21 protein-coding genes are annotated in these 24,229 nt (G+C 51.3%); 8 read left to right on the forward strand and 13 right to left on the reverse strand.

All coding sequences use genetic code 11. The annotated features are described in order from the left end of the window. Window positions 1-86: 86 nt before the first annotated feature. Genes AB2U10_RS13540 through flxA form a run of 5 tightly spaced genes read right to left on the reverse strand, consistent with a single transcriptional unit; the run spans window position 87 to window position 4,679 of the window. Window positions 87-962 (reverse strand): lysophospholipid acyltransferase family protein, encoded by an 876-nt coding sequence (locus AB2U10_RS13540; protein ID WP_367915425.1) that lies wholly within the window; start codon window positions 960-962, stop codon window positions 87-89. After that, window positions 955-1,203 (reverse strand): acyl carrier protein, encoded by a 249-nt coding sequence (locus AB2U10_RS13545; RefSeq protein ID WP_367915424.1) that lies wholly within the window; start codon window positions 1,201-1,203, stop codon window positions 955-957. The genes AB2U10_RS13540 and AB2U10_RS13545 overlap by 8 nt, the downstream gene beginning before the upstream one ends. Beyond that, on the reverse strand, window positions 1,200-2,420 hold the full coding sequence (locus AB2U10_RS13550) for a beta-ketoacyl-[acyl-carrier-protein] synthase family protein (protein WP_367915423.1): 1,221 nt from the start codon (window positions 2,418-2,420) through the stop codon (window positions 1,200-1,202). Before AB2U10_RS13550 ends, AB2U10_RS13545 begins: the two co-directional genes overlap by 4 nt. Window position 2,421: 1 nt before the next feature. Then, the gene (gene flxB / locus AB2U10_RS13555) at window positions 2,422-3,153 is read right to left on the reverse strand and encodes a flexirubin biosynthesis SDR family reductase FlxB (RefSeq protein ID WP_367915422.1); all 732 of its coding nucleotides are present in this window, start codon (window positions 3,151-3,153) and stop codon (window positions 2,422-2,424) included. Then, window positions 3,150-4,679: a flexirubin biosynthesis tyrosine ammonia-lyase FlxA gene (gene flxA, locus AB2U10_RS13560; RefSeq protein ID WP_367915421.1), complete on the reverse strand. Its 1,530-nt coding sequence runs from the start codon at window positions 4,677-4,679 to the stop codon at window positions 3,150-3,152. The genes flxB and flxA overlap by 4 nt, the downstream gene beginning before the upstream one ends. Before the next feature lie 130 nt (window positions 4,680-4,809). On the opposite strand from flxA, the gene AB2U10_RS13565 reads away from it, so the two are divergent. Further along, window positions 4,810-6,060, forward strand: coding sequence for an NAD(P)/FAD-dependent oxidoreductase (locus tag AB2U10_RS13565; RefSeq protein ID WP_367915420.1), 1,251 nt, complete (start codon window positions 4,810-4,812; stop codon window positions 6,058-6,060). Window positions 6,061-6,175: 115 nt separating this feature from the next. On the opposite strand, the gene AB2U10_RS13570 is transcribed toward AB2U10_RS13565, so the two are convergent. Then, window positions 6,176-6,784 (reverse strand): hypothetical protein, encoded by a 609-nt coding sequence (locus AB2U10_RS13570; protein ID WP_367915419.1) that lies wholly within the window; start codon window positions 6,782-6,784, stop codon window positions 6,176-6,178. Between the two features lie 77 nt (window positions 6,785-6,861). Continuing rightward, window positions 6,862-7,395, reverse strand: a complete 534-nt coding sequence (locus tag AB2U10_RS13575) for a GtrA family protein (RefSeq protein ID WP_367915418.1) — start codon at window positions 7,393-7,395, stop codon at window positions 6,862-6,864. A 128-nt stretch (window positions 7,396-7,523) separates the two neighbouring features. Between AB2U10_RS13575 and AB2U10_RS13580 the strand changes: the two genes are divergently transcribed. Further along, a complete protein-coding gene (locus tag AB2U10_RS13580; RefSeq protein WP_367915417.1) occupies window positions 7,524-8,411 on the forward strand; it encodes a M23 family metallopeptidase in 888 nt (295 codons plus the stop codon). Between the two features lie 5 nt (window positions 8,412-8,416). On the opposite strand, the gene pssA is transcribed toward AB2U10_RS13580, so the two are convergent. From pssA to AB2U10_RS13595, 3 genes are all read right to left on the reverse strand, one after another. Next, window positions 8,417-9,106, reverse strand: coding sequence for a CDP-diacylglycerol--serine O-phosphatidyltransferase (gene pssA / locus AB2U10_RS13585; protein WP_367915416.1), 690 nt, complete (start codon window positions 9,104-9,106; stop codon window positions 8,417-8,419). Next, on the reverse strand, window positions 9,103-9,744 hold the full coding sequence (locus AB2U10_RS13590; protein WP_367915415.1) for an MBL fold metallo-hydrolase: 642 nt from the start codon (window positions 9,742-9,744) through the stop codon (window positions 9,103-9,105). The genes pssA and AB2U10_RS13590 overlap by 4 nt, the downstream gene beginning before the upstream one ends. Window positions 9,745-9,917: 173 nt before the next feature. After that, window positions 9,918-13,553, reverse strand: a complete 3,636-nt coding sequence (locus AB2U10_RS13595; RefSeq protein ID WP_367915414.1) for a sensor histidine kinase — start codon at window positions 13,551-13,553, stop codon at window positions 9,918-9,920. Between the two features lie 299 nt (window positions 13,554-13,852). Between AB2U10_RS13595 and AB2U10_RS13600 the strand changes: the two genes are divergently transcribed. The 4 genes from AB2U10_RS13600 (at window position 13,853) to AB2U10_RS13615 (ending at window position 17,349) form a co-directional block, all read left to right on the forward strand. Beyond that, window positions 13,853-14,359 carry a DUF7935 family protein gene (locus AB2U10_RS13600; RefSeq protein WP_367915413.1) on the forward strand — a complete coding sequence of 169 codons (507 nt, stop codon included), beginning with the start codon at window positions 13,853-13,855 and terminating at the stop codon, window positions 14,357-14,359. Between the two features lie 42 nt (window positions 14,360-14,401). Then, complete coding sequence (locus tag AB2U10_RS13605) at window positions 14,402-14,746, forward strand: YtxH domain-containing protein (RefSeq protein WP_367915412.1); 345 nt, start codon at window positions 14,402-14,404, stop codon at window positions 14,744-14,746. Window positions 14,747-14,935: 189 nt separating this feature from the next. Further along, window positions 14,936-16,642, forward strand: a complete 1,707-nt coding sequence (locus AB2U10_RS13610) for a TrkH family potassium uptake protein (protein WP_367915411.1) — start codon at window positions 14,936-14,938, stop codon at window positions 16,640-16,642. 11 nt (window positions 16,643-16,653) lie between these two features. Next, window positions 16,654-17,349 (forward strand): potassium channel family protein, encoded by a 696-nt coding sequence (locus AB2U10_RS13615; RefSeq protein WP_367915410.1) that lies wholly within the window; start codon window positions 16,654-16,656, stop codon window positions 17,347-17,349. A 4-nt stretch (window positions 17,350-17,353) separates the two neighbouring features. On the opposite strand, the gene AB2U10_RS13620 is transcribed toward AB2U10_RS13615, so the two are convergent. The 3 genes from AB2U10_RS13620 to AB2U10_RS13630 all read right to left on the reverse strand — a co-directional run bounded on the left by AB2U10_RS13620 (window position 17,354) and on the right by AB2U10_RS13630 (window position 21,249). Beyond that, the gene (locus AB2U10_RS13620) at window positions 17,354-17,545 is read right to left on the reverse strand and encodes a hypothetical protein (protein ID WP_367915409.1); all 192 of its coding nucleotides are present in this window, start codon (window positions 17,543-17,545) and stop codon (window positions 17,354-17,356) included. Window positions 17,546-17,665: 120 nt separating this feature from the next. Then, window positions 17,666-18,496 (reverse strand): DUF4249 family protein, encoded by an 831-nt coding sequence (locus AB2U10_RS13625; protein ID WP_367915408.1) that lies wholly within the window; start codon window positions 18,494-18,496, stop codon window positions 17,666-17,668. After that, entirely contained in the window at window positions 18,493-21,249 is a 2,757-nt protein-coding gene (locus AB2U10_RS13630; RefSeq protein WP_367915407.1) for a TonB-dependent receptor, read from the reverse strand. The genes AB2U10_RS13625 and AB2U10_RS13630 overlap by 4 nt, the downstream gene beginning before the upstream one ends. Before the next feature lie 160 nt (window positions 21,250-21,409). Here AB2U10_RS13630 and AB2U10_RS13635 point away from each other — a divergent pair, with 160 nt between their 5' ends. Both AB2U10_RS13635 and AB2U10_RS13640 read left to right on the forward strand, forming a co-directional pair. Then, window positions 21,410-22,207, forward strand: a complete 798-nt coding sequence (locus AB2U10_RS13635) for a hypothetical protein (RefSeq protein ID WP_367915406.1) — start codon at window positions 21,410-21,412, stop codon at window positions 22,205-22,207. Continuing rightward, complete coding sequence (locus tag AB2U10_RS13640; protein WP_367915405.1) at window positions 22,200-24,191, forward strand: ComEA family DNA-binding protein; 1,992 nt, start codon at window positions 22,200-22,202, stop codon at window positions 24,189-24,191. The genes AB2U10_RS13635 and AB2U10_RS13640 overlap by 8 nt, the downstream gene beginning before the upstream one ends. Window positions 24,192-24,229: the final 38 nt, after the last annotated feature.

The following is a 24,229-nucleotide window of genomic DNA, read 5'->3' on the forward strand; positions in this document are numbered from 1 at the left end:
TTGTTTTATATCTATTACCTATTTTAATTGTCTAACATTCGTTGTCAACTGTCCATTGTCCATTGTCCATTGTCAATTATCCATTGTCAACTATCAATTGCCCAGAAATCAAAGTAATTAAACCACTGCAACGGATACCGTCCGATCATGCCTTCCACACTTTCGGTATAAGAGGTGAGCAGCGCCTGGGCGTCGCGGTGCTTTACAGTAGCTTCACGGGCGTAAAGGTGGTAATGAAGCCCGGCTTCTTTCATTACGTACACGTACACCACCGGCACGCGGAGGCGCGATGCGATCATGAAGGGGCCGGCCGGGAAACGGGCTTCCTTGCCCAGCAGGGGAGAAGACATGTATTTATTGCCTTTGAGATAGCGGTCGCCGGTAAAGCATACGAGCTCGTTGTTGGAAAGGGCCTCGTTAATCTTAAAAATGTGCGACATGTCGTCGCGGATCAGGATCAGCTTTACCGAAGGCTTGCCGATGCTTTCGAGGTACTCTTTGATGGCCGAATGCTCCTGGTCAATGGTGACCAGGTTAATGTGAAAATCAAGGTCGATCTCTGCAAAGAAATGCTCGGCGATCTCGAAATTCCCCATGTGTGCGCTGATCAGCACGGCTCCTTTTTTCTCGGCCAGGAGGCGTTTGAGGGTTTCAACGCCGTCAAACTCGTACGTGAAACGGTTGCGCAGGCCTGCCGAGATGGCAATCTTATCAATGATGGTTTGTCCGAATGTAAAGTAGCTCCTGAAAACCGACAAGCGAGCCTTTACCGGCGGGTAATTGAGTCTTTTCCGGAAGTAGTAGTAAATAGAGCGGTTGCTGTCGGTAAGAAACAGGAAATAGTAGGATGCCACAAAGAAAAGTAAGCCGTAAGCTGCTCTTACTCCTGCTTTGCGAATCAGGAAAACAAAGATTTTGTAGCCGAGAACCGTTCCTTTGGATTTACCATCCCACTCACTCATTGTTTAATTTTCTTTCTATGAGCCGGTAGAAATCGTTGAAGGTAGAAAGCCCCACAAAATCGGCCTCTCCGAGCTTTACGCCGAAGTTGGCTTCCACCGTTACCACCAGGTCTACATAATCCAGGCTGTCCAGTCCTAACGTATCTTTTAAAACGGCGTCAGGCCGGATGGTGTCGATATCTACTTCAAATTCTTCCGATAGAAAACTGTTGGTCTTTTTTATTATCTCTTCCTTGCTCATATCTTTTTAACCACTAATGCGGAGTTCGTTCCTCCGAAACCGAACGAATTTGACAAAAATATATCAATTTTTTCGTTTATGGTATTTTTGGCGATATTTAATTTAGCCGATTGCTCGTCGGGAGTTTCGAAATTGATATTGGGTGCGATGAAATTATTTTGCATCATAAGGACCGAATAAATGACCTCGCTGGCCCCGGCCATCCAGCATTCGTGGCCGGTCATAGACTTGGTAGAGCTTACGTAGGGATTTCTCTCTCCGAAGATTCCGAAGATGGCTTCGGCCTCGTTGGAGTCGCCCAGGGGCGTAGAGGTGGCGTGGGCATTGATATAGTCAACGTCGGTTGCTTTTATTCCGGCCTGGCTGACCGCCCGGTGCATGGCTACTGAGGGGCCTTCCACATTGGGCGTGGAGATATGGCCGCCGTTCGAGGAGAAGCCGTACCCGATGATTTCTGCCAGGATAGGCGCGCCGCGTTTCACGGCATTTTCGTATTCTTCCAGCACCAGGGTGGCCGCTCCGCCACTGGGAACGAGGCCATCGCGTGACCGGTCAAACGGCCGGGAGGCAGCAACCGGGTCTTCGTGGAAAGTAGAGAATACACCCAGCGCATCAAAGCTGCTCATGGCGTATTTGTTGATCTCCTGGGCCCCGCCGCAAACCACGGTATCCTGCAGGCCGCTTTGAATAAGGTAAAAGCCCATGCCGATAGAATGTGAACCGCTGGCACAGGCCGCGCTCACCGTAAGGTTGATGCCCCGCATCCTGAAGATGGTGGAGAGGTTCATGTTTACGGTAGAGTTCATTGACCGGAAGATAGCCCCGGAGCCTATCAGCGAGGTATCTCTCTTTTCCCGCAAAATATCGGTTGCTTCAATAATGGAGCGGGAAACGCTGTCGTTGCCGTAAAGAATACCCACTTCATTTTTTTCCAGGAAATCCATATCGATCCCGGCCTGCTCCAAAGCCTGTACGGTGGCCAGGTAGGCATATTCCGACTCTTCACCCATGCTGGTGCGTTGCCGGCGGGTAAGCATATCTTTCAGGTTGGGTTTGGGTACGCTGCCGGTGAGGGCCGACTTGAAGCCGTACTCCTGCCGCTCGGGGTCAATGACGATCCCGGACCTGCCCTGGTATAGCGAATCCCTTACCTCCTCTAAGGTGATTCCTATGCTGGAATAGATCCCCATGCCCGTGATAACCACTCTTCTATGCATCTTATGAATAGATTCCTCCGTTTATATTGATAACCTCCCCGGTAATATAAGAAGCTTTTTCAGATACCAAAAAGTTCACCAGGTCAGCTACTTCTTCCGCTTCACCGAAACGGCCCAGCGGTATAAGCTTTTTCAATTCTTCTTCGTTCAGGTTGCCGGTCATATCTGACCTGATAAAGCCAGGGGCCACGGCGTTGACCGTGATATTCCGTTTGGCAACCTCCTGGGCCAGGGCCTTGGTGGCCGCTACCAGGGCCCCTTTGGCTGCCGAGTAATTCACCTGCCCTGCAGTACCTTTCATGCCCGATACCGAAGCAATATTAACGATACGCCCGTATTTGTTTCTTAGCATTTGCTGGATGAAAAAGCCCGTAACGTTATAAAAACCGTTCAGGCTGGTCTGGATCACATCTGTCCAGTCCTGCGGGCTCATCCACATAAAAAGGCCGTCGCGGGTGATGCCCGCATTGTTGACAATGACTTCTACCCGTGCGCCGGGGCTGGCCTCCTGCCACCCGGTCAGGGCGCTCAGGGTTTCTTCGCGGTCAGCCACGTTAAAACGGATGATCTCACCTGTACGGCCCAGGGCTTCCACATCGCGGAGGGTTTCTTCGGCAGCAGCCTGATTTGACTGGTAATTGATCAGGAGGTGGTACGCGGTTTCCGTTGCCAGCTTCCGGCAAACGGCCCGGCCTATTCCTCTTGATCCGCCTGTAATCAGGGCACACTTCATGATACCTCTTCGTTTAATAACCGATTTTTCACCGCTTCTATTTCGCTGTACATGGGCCGGTCTTCCCGGTATACCGGGGCCACAGACCGGATGGTGTTGTACAGGTCTTTGGTAGTCGAAGATACAAAATCTTTGCATTCCAGCGCATCAATAGCCTGGCAAATTGTGATCAGCTCAATGCTGAGCACCTGGAAGCCGTTTTCAATCACCTTAGCGGCCAGCAGGGCAGCGTTGGTGCCCATGCTTACAATATCCTGGTTATCGTTATTGTTGGGAATGCTGTGAATGTACATGGGGTTGGAGAGGGTCTGGCTTTCGGCGGTAGTAGAGGTAGCTGTGAATTGCAGCCCCTGCATCCCGAAATTAAAGCCCAGCACCGACAGGTTCACAAACGGGGGCAGGATACCGTTCAGCGAAGGGTTCAGCAGGTAATTCAGCTGGCGTTCAGCCAGCATGGTCAGCTTGGTAACCACTATTTTCAGCTTGTCCATTTCCAGCGATACGTAATCGCCGTGGAAGTTCCCGCCGTGGTATACCTGCTCGGTTTCTACGTCTACGATAGGGTTGTCATTGGCCGAATTGATCTCATTTTCGAGTACTTGGGAGACGTAATTGAGGGTATCCAGAACGGGCCCCAGGATCTGCGGCACGCAGCGGATAGAATAGTATTCCTGTACTTTTTCTTTGAATACCGACTCTTTGTTCTCCCCGGTGTAAAGGTGCTCTTTCCGCTTACGGGTAAGCCGGCTGTCGGCCAGGTAGGCCCGCATCTGAGCAGCTATTTCACGTTGTCCTTCGTGCAGTTTGGTCTGGTTGAGCTCCAGGGAGAGGTGATCGTCATAAGCCCGCATGAGCTCATTGATGGCGCATGAACATTTTACCGACCAGTCGAGGAGCTTCCGGGCCCGGAAAAGGTTGACAATGCCTATGCCTGACATAACGGAGGTACCGTTGATCAGGGCAAGCCCTTCGCGGATCTCCACCTGTATCGGGAGCAGGCCTTCTTCCTCAAAAATTTCGGCCGTATTTCTTCTTGCGCCTTTGTAGAAGACCTCGCCTTCGCCGATAAGCACCAGCGCCAGGTGGGCTAGCTGCACGAGGTCACCGCTGGCGCCTACTCCGCCGTGTTCAAATATAAGCGGGATAATGTCACGGTTCAGCAGCTCCTGCATGAGCGTAATTACCGAAGGGTGAACCCCGGAATGGCCCAGTGAAAGAGTGTTCAGCCGGGCCAGTAAGGCTGCCCGTGCAAACTCGGGAGCCAGCGGCTGGCCTGCGCCCGTGGCATGGCTCCGGATCAGGTTATATTGCAAAAGGGCGCGGTCGGTTTCGGGAACGCGGTATTGCGCCATGGGACCGAACCCGGTATTTACGCCGTAAAGAATCTTGTTCCGGGAAAATTGTTCGAGAAATGAAAAGCTGCGGCTGACCCGCTGCAGCGTAGGGTCATCGATTTCTACGGGAGACTCTTTGTATAATATTGATTTAAAGCTATTTAGGTTTAAATGCCGCGTATCGGAGCTCATTAAATATCAAGGGTTAAACCGGACTGGATTCAAAACAGAATTCTTTTGTCTTTGAATATAATATTCCTAATTTTGAGGCAGCAAAGATAGTATATTTCTTACGTATTTTTTACCATACTAAACAGATAATATGAAAAAGGAGGAAGTAGATGTTTTAGTAATCGGGGCCGGTCCTTCGGGATGTGTGGCTTCGGCTTACCTGTCCAACCACGGCGTGCGTGTGAAAGTGGTGGAAAAATCGAAATTTCCGCGGTTTGTGATCGGGGAAAGCTTCCTTCCGCGCTCTATGGAACACTACGAAGAAGCAGGCCTCCTGGAAGCCCTGAAAGCAAAGAATTTTGAGATAAAGGCGGGTGCCCGGTTTATCCGGGGGAAAGAGACCTGCTTTTTTGATTTCAGCAATAAATTCGGAGAGGGATGGGACTGGACCTGGCAGGCACCCCGGGCCGATTTTGATCATACCCTGGCGCAGGAGGTGATCAGGAAGGGGGTAGACGTGGAGTTTGAAACTGAAGTGCTGGACGTGTCTTTCAAGGGCACCGACTCGGTCACCACGGTCAGGAATAAAGACGGGGAAACGTACGAAATAGGCGCAAAATTTATCATTGATTCCAGCGGGTACGGCCGGGTTTTGCCGCGGCTTCTTGACCTGGATATGCCCTCGGATGTTACTGAAAACTCAGCTATTTTTACCCACGTAAAAGATGATGGCCGGGTAGGGGGAGATGAGGGAACCCTGATCACGTTCGATATCCTGGAAACCCAGGTATGGTTCTGGGTGATCCCGTTTTCTAACGGAAATACCAGCCTGGGTGTGGTGGGGCCCACTAAATATATTGAAAAACTGCCGGAAGATCCGGGTGAGGCCCTGCGGGAGGCCATCCGGCGCTCGGATTACTACCGCGACCGCTACCTCAACACTGAATTTATTTTCAAACCACACCGGATAAAGAATTATTCCTGCTCGGTTAAGCAGAATTACGGCCCGGGCTTTACGCTCACAGGCAACAGTGCGGGCTTCCTGGATCCCGTATTTTCTTCAGGAGTATGTTTTGCCACGGAATCAGCGCTTCTTTCGGCTAAGCTGTTCCTGAAAGAGCGGGCCGGTGAGCCGGTCAACTGGGAAAAAGAATATTCGGATTACATCAAAAGGGGAGTGAATGTGTTTTCCACGTATGTGAAAGAGTGGTATACCGGTAACCTGCAGACCCTTTTCTTCCATCAGCCCGAGAACCCCGATGTGAAACGAAAAATATGTGCCGTGCTGGCCGGGTATGTCTGGAACGAGGAAAACCCTTTTGTACAGAAACACGACCGGGTGATCAAAAGTATGGCGTACCTGCTGCAGAACGGCGGGAGCGTGGACGAGTTCCATATTTAGACAAGGAGAAGGATAAGATAAAAGATAAAAGTGAAAAACTAAAAGTTAAAAGTTATGGAACATAGATAAGAATGTACCTTAACTTTTAACTTTTAGTTTTTCACTTTTCACTTCCTCAATACGCTTCTTTAACAATCCTGTTTCCCAGGGTTTTGGCGGTCTTTTCAAACCCTTCACCGATACGGGATTCATTGCTGAAATTGCTTCCCCACTGGTCTCCCGGTGCGTTTTCGCTTTTGATCTTCAGCAATACTTTCGAGGGGTTGCCGGTTTCTGTAAAGGTGAGCAGGGTAGACACTTTGGCGGGTTGCTTCATCACGCCGGCGTCCCAGCCGGGATAAAGCCAGGTGGCATCAACAGTCAGGGTGTAGGGCGCATCTTTACGGCCCTGTCCGAAAACGGTTCCTTTCTTCGCTGTAACGGTTTTGGCCAGGAGGTCCATAAAATTAGGCTCCCAGATTGATTCTTTGGCGCCATCCCATTTTTTAGCCCAGGTATCGCCGGTGCCGGCATTTTTGGCATTGAGCTCGGCGGTTCTTTCTTCTTTGTACTGTTGTTCGGTTTTGTTTTCTTTCAACAGCTTCATGTCATCGTAACGAAATACCACATTAACGGCTTTTGCATCTTTCAGGAATTTAAAATCGCCTTCCTGAACCGTCATTTTTTGCGCAGATACTCCCGCAGCAACCAGCAGGAGAAACAGCAGGATTGATGTTTTTTTCATAGATTGATCGTTTTACTTTACCAAAAATACACATCAGGTGTATTTCAAGTACAGAAAAGGCCATATTTTTTAGTAGATCAGTGACTTCTGAATGAACGGGTGATCTTATCCCACAGGCCGGTTTGCTGAAAAGTAAACTTTTTGTGGACAATGAAGTTGAAGATAAAGCTCATGCCCATGCCCATAAAATGCCCGATGGTGCCGGCCGGGCTGAATTCGTTAGTGGTAAAAGGAATGGCCAGCTTCTGGTCACCGAAAAGACGGAGCAGGAAACGGATGGAGTAGTCGGCCCCGTAAACGGTGATGCACCCCGAAACCACGATAGTGATGAGATATTTGATGATTTCACGCGTGGTTTGCCCCGAATTCCGGGCGTTAAAGGCGAGCAGCTTGGTAAGGAAAAAACCTACGGGGATAGATACCAGATAGCCCACCCAGAAGGCATCTATGGTATTCCATTTCAGGAAATTGACCAATAGCGTGGTACCTGTAAGATACTGGACGATGACCCCTCCCAAAGCAGCTACAAAGTAACCAATGAAGTTTTTATTTTTACGGTAGAGATTTCCTGTCCAGCTCAAAAGTGCTAAAAATTCTGAATTAAGCTTCAAATATACAACGGTTTTTGTGTTTTATTTTAGTTTTTTTTAGATAAAATCAATGATCCGCTATACGTACTTACGTCATCCGGTCATTTCCGGCGTTATATTTGCAGAAAAAAGTTTTTATAAGACCGTTGATGCTGATTAACACACTGCTGCTTGTATCTTCTGTTTTCTGTTTTAAGCCGGAGAGCGATAGCGCTTTTCTGTTCAGGGAGCATCCTTATTTATTTGAAAAGTACAGGGAACTTCTCGTCAACGTACGGAATTACTACGTTACTCCTCCTGAAGCAGAAGAAGAGTTTAAGGCCATTATGAAGGAGCTCAGGAGGAAATTTCCGAATACGCTGACACCGGGAGAGTACATCCCGCTGGTATTTCCGCTGGCCGGCAGCAATGTTTCGGCCGTTGGCGGACGAAGAGGTAACGGGTATTACGTGCACCAGTTTGACCTGTTTGACCAGTCGGTGAGCGGAAGTCACCCGGCCCACGATATTTTTATTTATGACCGCGACCACGATTGTATTGATGACCGGCGCGGCGAGTACGTAGACGTGGTGTCAGTAGGAAACGGGATAGTGCTGGCGGTAGAGCACGACTGGCAGGAAGGTTCTGTTTTCAAGGGAGGAAATTACGTTTGGGTATATGACCTGGAAAGGGGCGGACTGTGGTATTATGCCCATAACCGCATCAGCGTGGTACAGGCCGGTCAGCGGGTACGGCCCGGCGACAAGCTGGGAGAAGTAGGGCGTACCGGTTTTAACGCCGCCAGGAGCCGGTCAGATACCCACCTTCACCTGATGTACCTGGAGCTGGACGATGACCTTTACCCGCATCCGGTGAATTATTACGAATGGCTCAAAGATGCCGAAACGGTGTATACGTCGACCACTGCCGAAAACTATACGCCTCCCCGCCAGTTGAATTTCCTGCCGGTAGAAAAACCGGGGAACCATAAAATAAACCTCAGCGCACAGCCTCCGCTTACTCTCCGGGTAAAACGGCCGCCGGTTCGCCGGAAATAAGCTTTTCAGGAATTCCGGAGATAACGGATGATGGAGTATAGAATATAGCCGAAAATGATCAGGGGCACAGCCGCCAGCTTAAGTACGGCCAGCGCTATAACCGAAAGAATCAGCAAGGTATAGGTAAACCGGTTGTCCTGCCAGGAGTAATTTTTGAACTTCATGGCAGGCAGCGGAATTTCTGCTACCAGGAGGTAGGAAAAAACAAGTACATATACGGGCAGAAACCAGGAGTCCAGCAGGATACCGGCGATTCCCGGGTTTTCAGCCAGGTAAGGAAAAACGGCAATGACCATGGCATTGGCCGGGGTAGGCAGACCGATAAAGCTCATCGACTGCCGGGTGTCGATATTGAATTTGGCAAGTCGCAGGGCCGAAAATACCGGGATCAGGAGCACGATATATTCTGTGTTCTGCGGCAGGAAGCCCGAGTCTTTTACGAGTGCCCAGAGAATAAATCCGGGTAATACGCCGAACGACACCACGTCGGCCAGCGAGTCGAGCTGCTTGCCCAGTTCAGAGCTTTCTTTCAGCAGCCGGGCCACAAAACCGTCAAAGAAGTCGAAGACGAGCGCCAGGCCTATCAGGAGCCCTCCTTTTTTCAGGTCGCCGTCGTTCAGAACGGCCAGGATACCCAGGCAACCGCAGAGGAGGTTAGACAGGGTAATGAAATTAGAGATAGTAAAGAGCCTCACGGTTGTAAAAACGGGTTAAGTTTTTTCTCCTCACCAATGGTAGTAGGCTGCATATGCCCCGCATATACCCGGTAATTGTCAGGAAGAAGAAAAAGTTTGGTTTTAATAGAACGGATCAGGGTATCGTAATCGCCCATGGGGAGGTCGGTTCTGCCGATGCTCCGGTGAAAAAGACAGTCGCCGCTGATGACCATCCTGTCTTGCGCACAGATAAAGGCCACGTGACCGGGGGCGTGGCCGGGTACATGGATGATCTCCAGTACGGTATTTCCGAAAGAGAACGTATCGCCTTCCTCAAAATAATGAGAGGCTTGTACCGGTTCGCAGCCGGGAATGCCCCAGAGCTTACACCGGGTTTCAAAATCGGCCAGGATGGGCTCTTCCAGCGGGTGCATGTACACTTCCACCCCGAATGTGCGGGCCACATACGCCGCACCGAAAATATGGTCGAGGTGGGCATGGGTGAGCAGGATGGCCTTCACCGTCAGCCCTTCGTTCCGGATGTAATCGCGCAATTGCTCTTTTTCGGCCTGCGTGTAGCAGCCGGGATCAATGACCACGGCCTCGCGGGTCTCATCGCTGAGCACATAGGTGTTCTCCGAAAACGGAGAAAATACGAAAGAACGGATAGTTGCCATACGGGGCAAAGATAGCAAAAATATTGCATAAGCGGTGTAAAGCAAATCAGGCGGCCGGGGCCGGGGAGGGGTGCTTTTGTTTTTTCATACAAGGTGATATTACCCGGTGAGGAAAATAACTTTACGAAAAAATGACTTTACAAAAAAACAACTTTACGAATATCTGAAAACGACTATTTGCTCTTAGGCAGCTCCAGGTAAAAGGTGGTGCCCTCGCCTTCTACCGATTCAAACCAGATGTTTCCGCCGGCGTGTTCAATGCCTCTTTTGGCCATGGAAAGCCCCAGGCCCGAACCGCCCTGCTTGGTGCTGAAGTTCGGAATAAATACCTTCTTACGCAGCTCTTCGGAGATCCCGGTGCCGTTGTCCTGCACCTCCACCATACCCATATCGCCTTTCTCCGATACCGATACGCTGATAATGGGTTTCCGGGTAGGAGGAACCGACTGCAGCCCGTTAAGCACCAGGTTATTAATGGCCCGGTTCAGGATCATCTTGTCGCCGCTGACCATGATCACGGCGGTTTCGGTATGGAAGTTGATCTTGATGTTGTTGTTCTGGGAGTACAGGTCGATGGTTTTCTGTACGGCCGAAACCAGATCAAAGATCTCGGTGCGCGGAACCGGCATTTTGGCGAATTCCGAGAACGAATTGGCGATTTCGGAAATATTATCGATCTGCTCGTTGATCGACGCCAGCGCGCGGTCTATTTTCAGCCGGTTTTCTTCGTTGTCGGCCGGTAGCGTACGCTGAAGCTGCTGGATAGACAACTTCATGGGCGTAAGCGGGTTTTTGATCTCGTGTGCCACCTGGCGGGCCATTTCGCGCCAGGCCGTTTGCTTTTCGCTGGCCGAGAGGGCCTCTCGGCTTTCTTCCAGCTTCCGGATCATCCGGTTGTATTCATTGGTCAGCAGGCCGATCTCGTCGTTTGATTTCCAGACGATCTCTTCGTTATTGGTGTTGAGGCTGGTTCTCTTCAGCTTCTGGGCAATCAGCTTTAAGGGGCCGGTCAGGTTGGTGCTGGCGGCGTATGAGAAAGCCAGGAGGATGAAGAACATGACCAGGAAGATGATCAGGATAGCGGCTCCCACCTCCTGGATCTGCAGCTGAAGCGTAGAGCCGGCCTCCGGGTAAGCAACAGCGATCAGTCCGTAGCTTTTCCCGTCGGCGCCTTTGCCGTTCAGATAAACGGTTTTGAAATCGCGGGAGTCAAATTTCTCCTGCAGCAGCACCTCGCTGCTCTGCCCGGAAATGAGGCGGGCATACGCCTCGGGATTGATCCGGCCGGAGATCTGGTGTGCCCGGTACAGGCCGGGGGTGGAAGTATAAGAGAGGCGGCCCTCCCGGTCAAAAATACTGATCTCAAAATCAGCAGACAGGGCCAGGTTATTCAGCTGCTCCTCCATGTAGGCTTTTGTGCTTTTCCCCTTCAGGTAATCCTGGTAATGCAGGTTAATGGTGTTGGCCACGTTCAGCGAGTTTTCCCGGATGGCCCGGTTCTGCAGCGTGATAAATGAGCTGATAACCACACCCAGCGTCAGCAGGATGATAATGGTAAGAGGAACCAGGAAGGCCAGGTTCAGGAAGAACTGGATCTTGGATGAAAAGCTGATCCGGTACACTTTAAAGCCCGACAGGATGGCCAGGAAGCCCAGCAGCAGCACCATCCCGCTCAGGGTGATCAGGAATAAATAGGAGAAGCCGGAAAGCGTATCCCGGTAAAAGTCAGAGGGCTGCGTAACAATGGCTATGTTGCCGTCGGCATCTTTCCGGATATAATGCAGGTAGCCGTTATAGAACACCTGGTGGTCAGACGTAACGGCAGCATCGGCCTGTTTCCGGTTAAACTCGCGCAGGTAGTCAAAATTTCCTTCTTTATAGGTGATACGCCCGTTTTTATCAAAAAGCACATAGCTGAAGCGGCTCATTCCCGGTTCTCTGCGCAGGGTATTGTCAGACAGCTTCTTGGTGGTATTGGCCATGTCTGACGTGCTGTAGCGTACTTTCAGCACTAATGCTCCCCGTACAATACCGTTTTTCAGCACTTCGGAAAAGAGCACATACATGTTTTCGCCGTTCTCTTTCCGCAGGAAATACAGGCCGGGAAATTCGGTACGGTTGCCGGCTCCGGCGTATTGCGCATACACCCGGCTCAGGGCAGGCAGCGAGTCGCCGGCCAGTGGCCTGCCCCCGGTGGTGTAAGCCTGCACATCTACCTGGTAAATATCAAAGTAGCTGCTGAGCAGGCTGTCTTTGACCAGGTGGCGCAGCGATTCGTAGGCCAGCACGGGCCGGTCAAGGGTATTGGCAATGGTGGTGTCGTTCCTGACCAGGCTGTTAAACTGGTTCAGGAGCAGTTCGGCTTTCAGGTCTTTCTGTTGCAGCAGCTTTTCGGCAAACAGTTCTTTATGATGCAGGTTTTTGATGTTGTCCTGGCGGGTAACCAGGCTGAACAGGATAAACGTGAAGGCAAAAACCCCGGTAAGAAAATAAATAAAGGTTTTAAACCGCAGGATATAGAAATAGCGGGGCAGCTTCAGTAAGAAGGCGGCCAGGAAATACAGGGCCGGGATCAGGCACACCCAGTAGTTGAGGTGATGGTAATAGAAGATCATGGCGGCCAGCAGTGCACCGTAAAGCCAGTGCAGGAAACCGAACCGGGTACCGGGCTGCATCCTGCTGAAAATATTGACCAGCAGGTGCGTGCCCAGGAAGTAAATCCCGAACAGGATAAATAAAAACAGGTAGGTGCCCGCCTTAATGTTGGTCAGCTTCAGGGAATAGTCCAGCCCGATCACCTCGTTGCTGTAGATCTTCAGCACCTGGGTGTAAACAAAGTACCCCAGGGCAATGGCCATCAGCACCAGTACCACCGAAACAAAGCTTTTCAGGTTGACCGGGTACCTGCGGGCACCGGTATAGGTAAGGGCTTCCAGCTGCCACAAAGCCATGAGCGCCAGTACCAGCATCACCGAGAAAGACGACAGGATCATATCGCCGAAGCCCGGCGGAACCACCAGGTATTCCGGTACCCATGATTCGGGAAGCAGCTGCCAGGGCAGGCCCAGCATGAGCATCCAGAGCCGGACAAACAGCACCAGCAGGATCAGGTTAATGCTGGCCAGCGTAAACTGGTGCTTTTTTTCGAGGCTGCGGATGTGACAAGCGCAGAAGACCGTTATCAGGATCAGGCCTGCTGAAAAAAGGATCAGCGTGATCTTTGAGGCCCGCATGGTAAGGGTTTGCGGTACTTTGGCGGGCGTGATGTAGAAGAGGGGCTTTCCGTCTGATCCCCTGATTTTAAAGCTTCCTGTAGTTGCTTCGGCTGAAACGGCGGTGGGAATGGTGTAAAAAATGCTGTAATCAAAGCCCGACTGTGCTTCGTTCTGGTAAAGGCTGACCAGGGAAGCGATCTCGCCGGTGCCGTTGCCCAGCTGAATCGGTGATTTCACCAGCAACCCGTAATTTTTGTTGTATTCTACGAAGACCTCAGGTCCTCCTTTCCGCAGGTTTTTCGGGATATATTGGTTGGATGACCAGTAGATCAGGCTGTCGCCTTTAAAAATAAAATAGGGATAGGAGGTGCTGACCTCGTACCGGTCAAAAGTTTCCTGTTTCCGCGACCGGATGTGAGCCTCAACAGCAGAATGCTCTGCCCGGGCCCGGGCAACGGCCTGGTCTGTATTGTTCTGAATAATGCTTTGGTACTTATTTTCGCTTTCTTTGTCAAAAAATACAAGGCTGAAGAACCCTGCCACAAAAAAAAGTATTCCCAGGATAAGTACGATTAACTTTGCAGGCTTTTTCACATTCAACATCTTCAAGGCTATCCTTCCGGAATATCTGATTTGTATTCATCAGGTCAGAAATCGTGCCAAAGCAACCGTCCTACCGATTCTGTTCCTTAATTAACCCGGCGTTTTTGCCGGAAGTTCGGTAATAAAAAATAAATTTATAACTTGGCATCCGATTAAAAAAGGGATACCTGTTCTTAATTGTAAAAGTAAGTGAAAAGCGGCCAAGGGTAGAAGCTAAAAACTAAAAGTTAAAAACGAAAAGTGAAGGAGCATGGTTTGCATAACGGGATACCCAATATGAATAACGATATATGAATAACGATTGGACAGGCCTGTTGGGGGTGGCTGCTGTTCTGGCAGGAGCCGGGTTTATTTTCTTTACGGTATGGAAGCGATCCAGGGGAGAAGCGGCCGTCAAAGCAGCTCAGCAGGCGGTGAGCTACCCGTTACGGCTCCAGGCCGCCGAGCGAATGATCCTTTTCCTGGAACGGATAAAGCCTCAGAACCTGCTTACCAGGATCAATGCAGCCGACCTGAGTCCTACCGAGCTGCAGCAGCTTATTCTCCGGGAGGTCAGAACCGAGTTTGATCACAATGCCGCCCAGCAGCTGTACCTGGGAAAAGAAACCTGGAAAAAAATTTCATCGGCGGCAACGGCCACTTCAGCCGCGCTGGTGCATGCCATTGCAGAACAGGCCGGGAAAACCGGCACCCGCGAAACGATCGTCTATCTTTTACAGAACGAGGACGAAACCGCCCGGACCCTGATAGAAGAGGCTATAGGGGCAATAAAAGATGAGGTACAGGAGAATTTTTAAAAGGGGTTTAACGTTATATAAAGGAATAAACAAAACACAATCATGGGAGTTAACGCAAAGCATTTGGCCACTTTTATCCTGGGTGCGGCAGCCGGGGTAGCACTGAATAAATACCTGAATTCGGAAGAAGGTGAAAAAATGATGGAGAGCCTGAAGGAAAAAGGCAGCCAGCTGAAGTCAGAGGCCGAATCGGCTGTAGACCGGGCACCACAGTATTTTGAAGACCTGAAAGCAGGCGCCAGTGAGAAATTCAATGAGATAGTGGGCAACCTGAAAGAGAAATACCCGGATGCGGAAAAAATGCTGAACGACCTTTTCGCCGGTTTCTCCAAGCCTAAGAACGAGGACGGAACCTCGGCAGAAGTGCAGGACGATCCCAAAGCCTGATCAGGTTTCTGTTTTTTTTATTTGCGCTTATGCTGGCCTATTCATCGGGAAATTGTATAAATTTGGCCCGAAAAACGGATTGCTCTGAGAAAGTTTAACCTGAGAATAAGCTGGATAAGTATTAAGGAGAAATTTTTTATCCTTAAAGACAGCCTCGAAAGCAAAATCGACAAGGGCGTATTTATTGCTTTGCTGACGGGCTTCCTGCTGGTGCTGTACCAGATCAGCTTCCCGAAAGAAGAGGTGATCCGTGACTGGATCAACCATGCTTTACGGCAAATTCCGCGGGTGCTGATGTTTTTTTACATGCTCCGCTGGTTTATCGGGGTTTTCTTCAGCGACAGGAAAGGTTTTTTTCACCGGGAGCATACCATTGAGTTTATTCTTTTTCTTTTGCTGGCAGGCTTTAATTTTTTCAAGCGCCATTCAGAGCTGCTGAGCTCCGATTATTTTTTATACCTGCTGGTCACCACGCTTTTCTTCCTGCGGTTTATGGAGTTCTCTGCACAGATCAAGAACTCGCTGATGAACCCGGCCGTACTTTTTGCCATCAGCTTCCTGGTACTGATCTTCTGGGGCACAGCCATGCTGCTGATGCCGCACGCTACGTACGGGAAGTTCAGCTTTGTGGATGCCGCCTTTATGGCTACTTCGGCGGTATGTGTGACGGGCCTGGCCACGGTAGACCTTTCCACCAAATTTACAGAGGTGGGCGCAGATATACTCTTTATACTGTTCCAGGTAGGCGGGCTGGGCCTGATGACGTTCACCAACTTCTTTGCGGTGCTGTTCCGGGGCGGAATGTCGCTCAGGAACCAGCTGATGCTCAGCAATATCGTGGAGCTGAATGAGCCGGGCTCGCTGTTTTCGGTATTGAAACGCATTTTGTTTTATGCCTTTTTTGTAGAGATAGCCGGGGCATTTATGATCTTTATGGCCATTGACGGTAACCTGCATGTCAGTTCGTCCAAAAGCTGGTTTTTCTCGATTTTTCATTCGGTAGCGGCTTTTTGCGGTGCCGGGTTTTCTTTTGCGCACGAAGGCCTGTACAACGAGCAGTACCGGTTTAATTACCCGTTCCTGATCATTCTTTCTTTGCTGGTTATCTTCGGCGGTATGGGCTTCCCGGTGGTAAATGATGTATACAATGCCACCAAACATTTCCTGAAAGGGATACTCCGCTACCTGTTTTTCCGGGAGAGGTATACTTACCAGGCCCGCATTCTGACCGTTCACAGCAAGCTGGTGCTTACGTCTACGGCTGTGCTCCTGATGATAGGAACCGTGGCTTTTTATTTCCTGGAATACAACCAGACACTGGCTGAGCATACCACCCAGGGCGGGAAGCTGGCCCTCTCCTTTTTTGGTTCGGTAGTACCCCGCTCAGCCGGGTTTAATGCCGTAAACATGGTGGGGATCACGCAGGGCACTATCCTGGTGTATATGCTGCTGATGTGGATCGGGGGGGCTCCGAACTCTACGGCAGGAGGAATTAAGGTGACCACGTTCTCCCTGGCCCTGCTGAACGTGGTGTCGCTGGCCAAGGGAAAAGACCGGGTGGAAATTTTTGACCGCGAGATCACCCTGAGTTCTATCCAGCGCTCGTATGTGGTGATTTTTCTTTCGTTTATCATCATGGGGGCAGGCGTTTTCCTGGTCAGTATTTTTGACCCCGGCGTGCCGCTCCAGATGGTGGCTTTCGAGTGCTTTTCGGCGTACGGTACCGTAGGGCTTTCCCTTAACCTGACGCCCCAGCTCTCCGATGGCAGCAAATGGGTGATTATTGTGCTGATGTATCTCGGCCGGGTGGGCCTGTTCACCATCCTGTTTGGTATTTTCTCGAAAGACAGGAGCGCCGACTATAAATATCCGAAAGAAAGTGTTCAGGTACTGTAATAATAAAAGGTATGAAATACATAATTGTAGGTCTGGGAAACTTTGGTTCCACACTGGCGGCCCGGTTAACTGAAATGGGCCATGAGGTGTTTGGGGTAGATGCCCGTTTTGAGATTGTGGAGCAGCTGAAGAGCACCATTTCGCATGTGGTGGCGCTTGACACCTCCAAGGCCTCGGCATACAGCAGTCTTCCTATCAAAGATACCGATACCGTAGTGGTGGCCATTGGTGAAGATGTGGGGGCATCTATCATTACCACCGCACTGATGAAGCAGCACAATGCCCGCCAGATCATCAGCCGGTCTATTAATTCGGTTCACCTGGCCGTACTGGAGTCTATGGGAATCGACATCATCTTTAACCCCGAGCAGATTGCCGCCAATATGTTTGCCAAGCAGCTGGAAATGAAAGGGGTGGAGGAGTCTTTTGAGCTGGCCGACAATTGCAGCATCCTGGAGATCCGGGTGCCTGACCGCTACCTGGGCAAAAAAGTGGGAGACGTGGATTTTGAGAAGATTTTCAATATCCGGCTCCTGGCCATCAAGTATTTTGAGCAGAAGAAGAACTTCCTGGGCATGCGCAGCCAGAAATCAACGGTCAATATGAACGTTTCTGAAGAACATATCTTTACCAAGCGGGATGTGCTGGTGATGATGGGAGAGCTGAAGAGCTTCGAAAATATGATCGGGAAGGAGATCCGCGACTGACCGCTTATTTCCTTTTCCAATTTCTCCATACAAAAATAACCGCAAACAAGACCAGGTAGGTAATTACCTTGGCCGTTCCGGTCATGTCAGCCCTGTTTTCAGGCCAGGTCATCCCGTTCCGGTAGTTCATGAAGAAGCCCAGCAGTACCGACAGGGCAATAACGATGACCGGGAAACGGAAATTAAGGTTTTTCATAAGGAATATTGACAATACGGCTCAAAAGTAAGCCGAATTCCTGTAATTCCCTTCGCCGGGAACAGAAAAGTAGGGCAGATGATCCGGGCCTGAACCATCTACCCGTTATTATGGACAGGGTTATTTTCTTTTCACCGTAAGAATAAGCGTATCGGCATTGATGCCCGTAAATATGCCCAGCCCGTTGGTAATGGTGCTGACCGGGGTGGAAATATTCTGCGAAGTGCTGCTTTGGTTCTGGTACAGGGCCGCGTAATCGGGGTTAAGCTTATAGAGAATAATGGCATGCCGCCCGAAATACTCAAAAGACTGGGAGCTGATAACGGCAGATTCACCTTGCACGGGCTCGTTGTTGAATCGCCGGCCGGGCGGCTGGAAGAAGGAGTTATCGCCCGTACGGGTTACGATCTGGCTGGCGTTTTCATCCAGCACCAGCGCCGAAACAAAATGATATACCTGATCCGGGTTTTGCCAGCTGAGGTTGATGTCTACCGGTTCTTCCTGTTCAAAACCGCCCTGACCGGGAAGAAAGCTCCCCGTGATGTTCCTGTAAACGCGGTAAACAACCGTGGTGTCCATGTGAAATCCCTGCGGTTTTTGGGGGAGGGTGGTTTCGGCAGAAACGGTCCGGCCTTTGTGCTGAAAGCTCATGGCATAGGTTAAGCCGGCTTCACCGAGGCGTTCTGAAGAGGTATAGGTGCCGTCGTGATTATCGGTTAATACGATGTGCTGGCCGTTGCTTCCGGTCAGCGTTACGGCAAGCCCGGTGACCGGTTCGGTGTATACCGAGTCGGTTTCCGAATAAGGGGTTTCCGTATAGATCTTCATGCTTACGGGGCTTCCCGGGGCCAGGTAGGCCTCAATAACGGGTTTGTCGCCGGGAGTGATCACGTCGCGTACTTCCAGGCAGGAAGTGAGCACAAGAGAGAGCAGAAGCAGGTATCTTTTCATTTCAGTTTAAGGCTTAAAATAAGGTTTGGCGTGATGCCGAGGTAGGTTACATTGGTGGTCTGAAGCACGGAAACGCCGTTTTCACGGATCACTTCAAACCGTTTGTACCAGATATTGCTGCGGTTGTAGAGGTTGAAAACCGAAAAACCGATGGTTCCGTTTTTAAAGTTATAATTGGCGGAGATGTCGAGGCGGTGATAAGCCGGGAATCGGTTGGCGTTTTTATCGGTTGGGTTGGTAAACGATTTAACGGTGCCGTCAAGCAGGGTGATATCGTAGGCGCCGATCACGGAAGTATAGGGCCGCCCGGATGAATAGATCCATGTGGCCGAAAGATCCCAGCGGTGAACCGTATACGTGGCTACTGCTTTAAACTGGTGGCGTACGTCCTGGTCGGAATAATACGGCAGGTCAGAAAACGCGCTGACCTTTCGTGCGGCCTGGGCCAGGGTATAGCCCAGCCAGCCGGTAACGCTGCCGAATTTTTTCTGTAGCAGCACGTCTACCCCCTGTATGGTCTCGTCACCGTTAAAGAAGGTTTCTTCGGTTGAAAGCCCGCCGCTTCCGGGCATTCCGGGGCCACCGCCGGAAAAGGAGGGAACGAACCGTAAGGTGTATTCGGTGATCCCGTAGTTTCTTTTGCGGTAGAATTCCACGTCCAGCAGGTAGTTTTTCTTTTCGTAGGCCGCGCCCAGGATAAGGTGCTCTGCCCGGGTAACGGGCAGATGGGTGCCGTTAGCCAGTATCCAGAAGTTGCGGTTGCCTTCTGATATATCCTCGCGGTTGATCTGCTTGATAAACTGGTAATAGACACCGGCTCCGCCTTTGATTTTGATTTGGGGGCTATACTGGTAATTGAATGTGAAGCGCGGTTCTGTATAGACTTTATCCGTCAGGTTAAAATAATTGAACCGTAAGCCGGGAATCAGCTCCAGCTTGTCGCCCATGAGCCGGAAGCGGTCCTGCAGGTAGAAGGCTGCCAGCACCCCGGCGTCATCCCGGTTGAGAATGGTGGTGGTATCGTTCTGTACGTAGTTGAACTGAATCCGGTTCAGTGAGATCATGGTGCCTGTTTCCAGCTGGTGGCGGGGCAGGAATTTCCATTCCCAGTCGCTCTTGAACGAAAAATCGACCAGGTTGTTGGTTTCGTACCTTCCGAACCGGCTGGTAAAGGAAGAGTCGTTACGCGATATGTTGATGGTACGTGAGTTATCCCGCTCGCTGTAATAGTTGGAAAAGCTGACCAGGCTGTTGCTGTACAGCTTGCTGTTATACTGGTGCGACCATTTGAAGCTGGAACCGGTGTTTCCCCATTCCGAAACGTCGGTGGTGCGGTTACCGAGCCCGCCTGAGCTGCCCTGGAAAGGGCCGAACCCGCTGAAGCCTGAAGCAGTGCTGTTGTCCATGTTGTCGGTTCCGTTAAAGAACGAGAGCGAGAAGATGTCGCGCTTGTTGGGTTTAAAGGTCAGCTTGGCATTGACATCGTAGAAGTAAGAAGTGGCCTTCTGGCTGGCCTGCAGGTTATTGAAGCCGCCCCTGCCCGGGAAACCGCCCGCGGGCGTAGCGGCTGATTCTTCTGATTCCGTAAATTTGTTGAAGATCTTGTTGTAGAGCGGTCCCTTGTAAGAGCGTCTGCCGGCAAGCAGGAAGGTCATTTTTTTGCCTACCGGGGTTTCCAGGTAGCCGTTGGTGCTGAGCAGGCTCAGGTCCATGCCTGCATTAAAGTTTTTGGTATTGCCTTCTTTCCCGGTTATTTCGGCCACGGCAGAGATCCTTCCGCCGAAACGGGCGTCAAACCCTCCCTTGTACAGCTGGATATCTTTCACGGCATTGTAGTTGAAAGCCGAGAAAAAGCCGAACAGGTGGTCAACGTTATACACCGTAAAGCCGTCGTAAAGCACCAGGGTCTGGTCAGGCGTGCCGCCCCTTACGTATAATCCTGACGATGATTCGTTAGAGGCGCTCACGCCGGGCATGAGCTGAAAGGCCCGGAAAGGGTCTTTTTCTCCTACATTGGGCAGCTTGGCAATGTTCCGGGGTGTCATTTTAACCATACCTACCACCTGGTTGGCCTGCACCATCTCGGTTTTTTCGGTCTGTACCACCAGGGCTTTCAGCTGGTTGGGCTCGGCCTGCAGCTCTACCAGGTAACCGGTCAGCGGGGTAGAGGGGGTAAGCCTTGCCGTGTAGGTGACAAAGCCCAGGTAGGTAACTTTCAGGATGACGGTATCGCTGGGTACGTTCTGGAGTGAGAAGTAGCCGTCTACATTCGACTGGGTGTAAATGTCGGGCCGTGAGGTGACAAATACGGCGGCAAAAGGCAGGGTTTCTCCCGATTCTTTTTCCACAATTTTGCCCGTGAGGGTAAAGTTTTTGCGGGTAGGCTGAAATTCAGACGATTCAGGCATTTTAAAGCTTTCTGCCAGGGCCGACTTTTTATACAGCACGGCTGCGTTCGGGTTGTCGAGCGTAAAGGTCAGGTCGAGGTTATTGACGGCAATGATTTTCTCAAGAAATTCTTTAAGCGTTTGCCTGGGGGCTTTAACAGTGATTTTTCCGGAAGGAAGCTCCTGTTCCTTGTATTCTATACGAACGCCGTATTCCCACTGCACCTGTTCAAGGATGGATTTGAGCGTGGCATTGGAAATATCTACCGGTCCCACGCGGAGGGTTTTCTGCTGTCCGTGAAGCACCAGGGGAGAAAAAAGGAAATACAGGGAGATGATAAGGGTAATTTTTTTGATCACATTCATGAACCAGGGTTAAACCATTTCTACATCAGCAATACGAAGCGCGGGGGAGCGGTGCTGCCTTGCCGGCCGATTATTTTCCGTCAGAGCGTGCATTTCTTATCCAGGGTTAATTTTTATCCCGTTATTTCCCTGTACTTTAGCCCCAAAATCTACATGCGCTTTGAAAAAAATACTTTTGTTTATCCCGGGCTTTTTCTTTTTCGCCTTTCATTCCCTGGCCCAGTTCAGTGTTTTGGGTGCCGATGCCTTTGGCAGGGCCAACAGCCTGGTGGCGGTTCCGGGCTTTTCGTCGATTTACCAGAACCCGGGAGGGTTGGGGGAGATCACGGCGGGGTTCCTGGCCTTTCATTACCTGAAAATACTACCGGTAGAGGGGTTTCATACTACAGGAGTGCAGGGCGTTTTTACGGGTAAATGGCTGAATTACGGGTTTTGTGCCGACAGCTTCGGCGACCGGCATTACCGGGAAAGCCGGGCGGGACTGGCCCTGGCCGGGAGCGGTGACCACGTGTCGGTGGGCCTGAAAGTGTCGTATGCCGGTGCGCACCCGGCCGGAGCAGGTACCGGCAAAACGCTTACGGGTGACGCCGGTATGGTGGTTACCCCGGTGCCGGCCCTCACGCTGGGGCTTTGCCTTTTCAATTTCACTTCAGCCGGGTTTTACAACCGGGAGCCGGTGACCCTGGCGGTGGGGGCCGCGCTTCGTGCCGATCAGAAGGTACAGCTCAGCGCGCAGGTGGATTACCGCACGGGTCGCAGGGCCGTCGTGCGTTTTGGGCTCCATTACCAGGTCAGGGAACAGCTGGGATTTTCGGCCGGCATTGACCCGGAAATGCGTCGCGTTCATTTCGGGGCCCGGGTGCTGGCCGGGCGCTATGGCTTTTTTTACAGCATTGCCACGCATCCGTATGCGGGCATAGCGCATCACACCACTTTTATCTACACGCTTCATGAATAAGAAAATTATTTTGTTCCTGCTTCTGGGCGTGCGGCTGTGTGCGCAGTCTTTTCCTGCGCAGGAGATCAACCTGCAGGAGCTGCTCCTGCAATGGGCGCCGGTGGCTGCCGAAGACCTGAATTATGAAGAAATATACGAGAGCCTGTACAGCCTCTACCAGAGTCGGCTGGATCTCAACCGGGCCGACAGGGAAGACCTATCCGCCCTGTTTTTCCTGAACGAAAGGCAGATCAATGAGCTGCTAAGCCACCGGGAGCGGTTTGGCCGGTACCTCAGTGTGTATGAGCTGCAGGCGCTGGAGTCGTTCAGCCTGGATGAAGTGCGCCGGCTGATTGCTTTTGTAACCGTGCGGGAAGGTTTTGGCGACCTCCGGCCCGGGAGCATCGTAAAGCGGGCCGTTGATCACTACCTGGTGATGCGGGCCGACATGACCCTCGAAAAGTCGCGCGGGTTTGCCGAAGACAAATATGCCGGTTCGCGGCAGCGGTATTATACGCGATACCGCCTGAGCCGTTCAAAAGACTTCAGTGTGGGTTTCCTGTCGGAAAAAGACCCCGGCGAAAAGAATTTCTTTGACTATACGGCCTTTCATCTGCAGCTGCAGAACAAAGGAAAGCTGAAAAACGCAGTAGCAGGAGATTACCTGCTGCAGTTTGGGCAGGGACTGGTATTCTCTGCCGGGTATGCAGCCGGAAAAGGCGGAGAGCCCGTGTATACCACCCGGCGGAGCAACCTGGGCATAAAACCCTATAATTCGCTGGTGGAGAACGGGTGCTTCCGGGGGCTGGCCACCACCTGCCGGCTGGGGAAAGTGGAAATAACGGGGATGGTATCGCGGAAGCGGAAGGATGCTTCGTTGGGGGAAGAAGAAGACTTCAGCTCGCTGCTTACGGCCGGAATGCACCGGACCGCCCAGGAAATAGCCGGCAAAAAGGCCATTACGGAGCAAAATATGGGAGGAAATGTGCTGTATAAGCTGGATCACATCCAGCTGGGCTTTTCTGTGCTGAATACCTCTTTTGACCGGGATTTCAGAAAAAGAGACCTGCCGTATAACTTTTATGAATTTAAGGGAAGGGTCAATACGGTTTTCGGTCCTCATTTGTCTGTGTCGTGGCAAAACTTTGCTTTTTTCGGGGAAGCCGCCCGTTCGTCTTCGGGTGGGTACGGGTATGTGGCCGGGCTGGCCGGGTCATTGGGAAAGCAGGTGGAAGTGTCGCTGAACCACCGAAATTACCGGCCGGATTTTCATACGCTCTACGGTCACGCCTTTTCAGAAGGCAGCCGGTCGATCAACGAAAGCGGGATATATGCAGGATTAAAATACCGGATCAGAAAGAAGTGGGAGGCTGCGGCCCATTACGACAGCTTCCGGTTTCCGTGGCTGAAATACCGCGTAGACAGTCCTTCATGGGGGCAGGATTATCAGCTGAGGCTGAATTACAGGCCCGGTAAGAAATTCACCTCCTACATAGCGTACCGGGGCGACGTAAAGTTCAGGAACCCTGCAGCCGGCACCGGCGTGATCCGGGAGCCTGAAGAGATCAGGCGGCAGACGGTGGTGCTCAGCAGTGATTACAGCCCGGGTTTTTCCTGGAAATTCCAGTCAAAGGTGCAGTACAACGCCTTTCGCGCCGGTATGCAACCCCTGGCAGGAGGCTGGGCAATTATCCAGGATATAGAAACGCGTTACCGGAAAATGCAATTTAAGATGCGGGTGGCCGGTTTTGCCACCGGCTCTTACGATACCCGCATTTATGCATACGAGAATGATGTGCTTTATGCGGTTTCTTTCCCGGCGTATTACGGCCGGGGAATCCGGTATTACGGGATTGTAAAATTACCGGCAGGTAAGCGGGCAGATGTGTGGATACGGCTGGCACAAACACGGCTGTCTGACCGTGATACGTCAGGAAGCGGGTATGACCTCCTGAACGGAAACACCCGTACCGACGTGCGGATACAGGTAAAGTATAAATGGTGAGGGTGTATCCTCCCTGCATGCGGGTCGGGGGCTTGTCC

This window comes from Leadbetterella sp. DM7 (genome assembly GCF_040829825.2).
Taxonomy (GTDB): Bacteria; Bacteroidota; Bacteroidia; order Cytophagales; family Spirosomataceae; genus Leadbetterella.

Bases quoted from the DNA above. Each gene is read 5' to 3' on its own strand.
- AB2U10_RS13540 (WP_367915425.1), bottom strand. From the start codon at position 962: ATGAGTGAGTGGGATGGTAAATCCAAAGGAACGGTTCTCGGCTACAAA.
- AB2U10_RS13545 (WP_367915424.1), bottom strand. From the start codon at position 1,203: ATGAGCAAGGAAGAGATAATAAAAAAGACCAACAGTTTTCTATCGGAA.
- AB2U10_RS13550 (WP_367915423.1), bottom strand. From the start codon at position 2,420: ATGCATAGAAGAGTGGTTATCACGGGCATGGGGATCTATTCCAGCATA.
- flxB (WP_367915422.1), bottom strand. From the start codon at position 3,153: ATGAAGTGTGCCCTGATTACAGGCGGATCAAGAGGAATAGGCCGGGCC.
- flxA (WP_367915421.1), bottom strand. From the start codon at position 4,679: ATGAGCTCCGATACGCGGCATTTAAACCTAAATAGCTTTAAATCAATA.
- AB2U10_RS13565 (WP_367915420.1), top strand. From the start codon at position 4,810: ATGAAAAAGGAGGAAGTAGATGTTTTAGTAATCGGGGCCGGTCCTTCG.
- AB2U10_RS13570 (WP_367915419.1), bottom strand. From the start codon at position 6,784: ATGAAAAAAACATCAATCCTGCTGTTTCTCCTGCTGGTTGCTGCGGGA.
- AB2U10_RS13580 (WP_367915417.1), top strand. From the start codon at position 7,524: ATGCTGATTAACACACTGCTGCTTGTATCTTCTGTTTTCTGTTTTAAG.
- AB2U10_RS13590 (WP_367915415.1), bottom strand. From the start codon at position 9,744: ATGGCAACTATCCGTTCTTTCGTATTTTCTCCGTTTTCGGAGAACACC.
- AB2U10_RS13600 (WP_367915413.1), top strand. From the start codon at position 13,853: ATGAATAACGATTGGACAGGCCTGTTGGGGGTGGCTGCTGTTCTGGCA.
- AB2U10_RS13605 (WP_367915412.1), top strand. From the start codon at position 14,402: ATGGGAGTTAACGCAAAGCATTTGGCCACTTTTATCCTGGGTGCGGCA.
- AB2U10_RS13615 (WP_367915410.1), top strand. From the start codon at position 16,654: ATGAAATACATAATTGTAGGTCTGGGAAACTTTGGTTCCACACTGGCG.
- AB2U10_RS13620 (WP_367915409.1), bottom strand. From the start codon at position 17,545: ATGAAAAACCTTAATTTCCGTTTCCCGGTCATCGTTATTGCCCTGTCG.
- AB2U10_RS13625 (WP_367915408.1), bottom strand. From the start codon at position 18,496: ATGAAAAGATACCTGCTTCTGCTCTCTCTTGTGCTCACTTCCTGCCTG.
- AB2U10_RS13630 (WP_367915407.1), bottom strand. From the start codon at position 21,249: ATGAATGTGATCAAAAAAATTACCCTTATCATCTCCCTGTATTTCCTT.
- AB2U10_RS13640 (WP_367915405.1), top strand. From the start codon at position 22,200: ATGAATAAGAAAATTATTTTGTTCCTGCTTCTGGGCGTGCGGCTGTGT.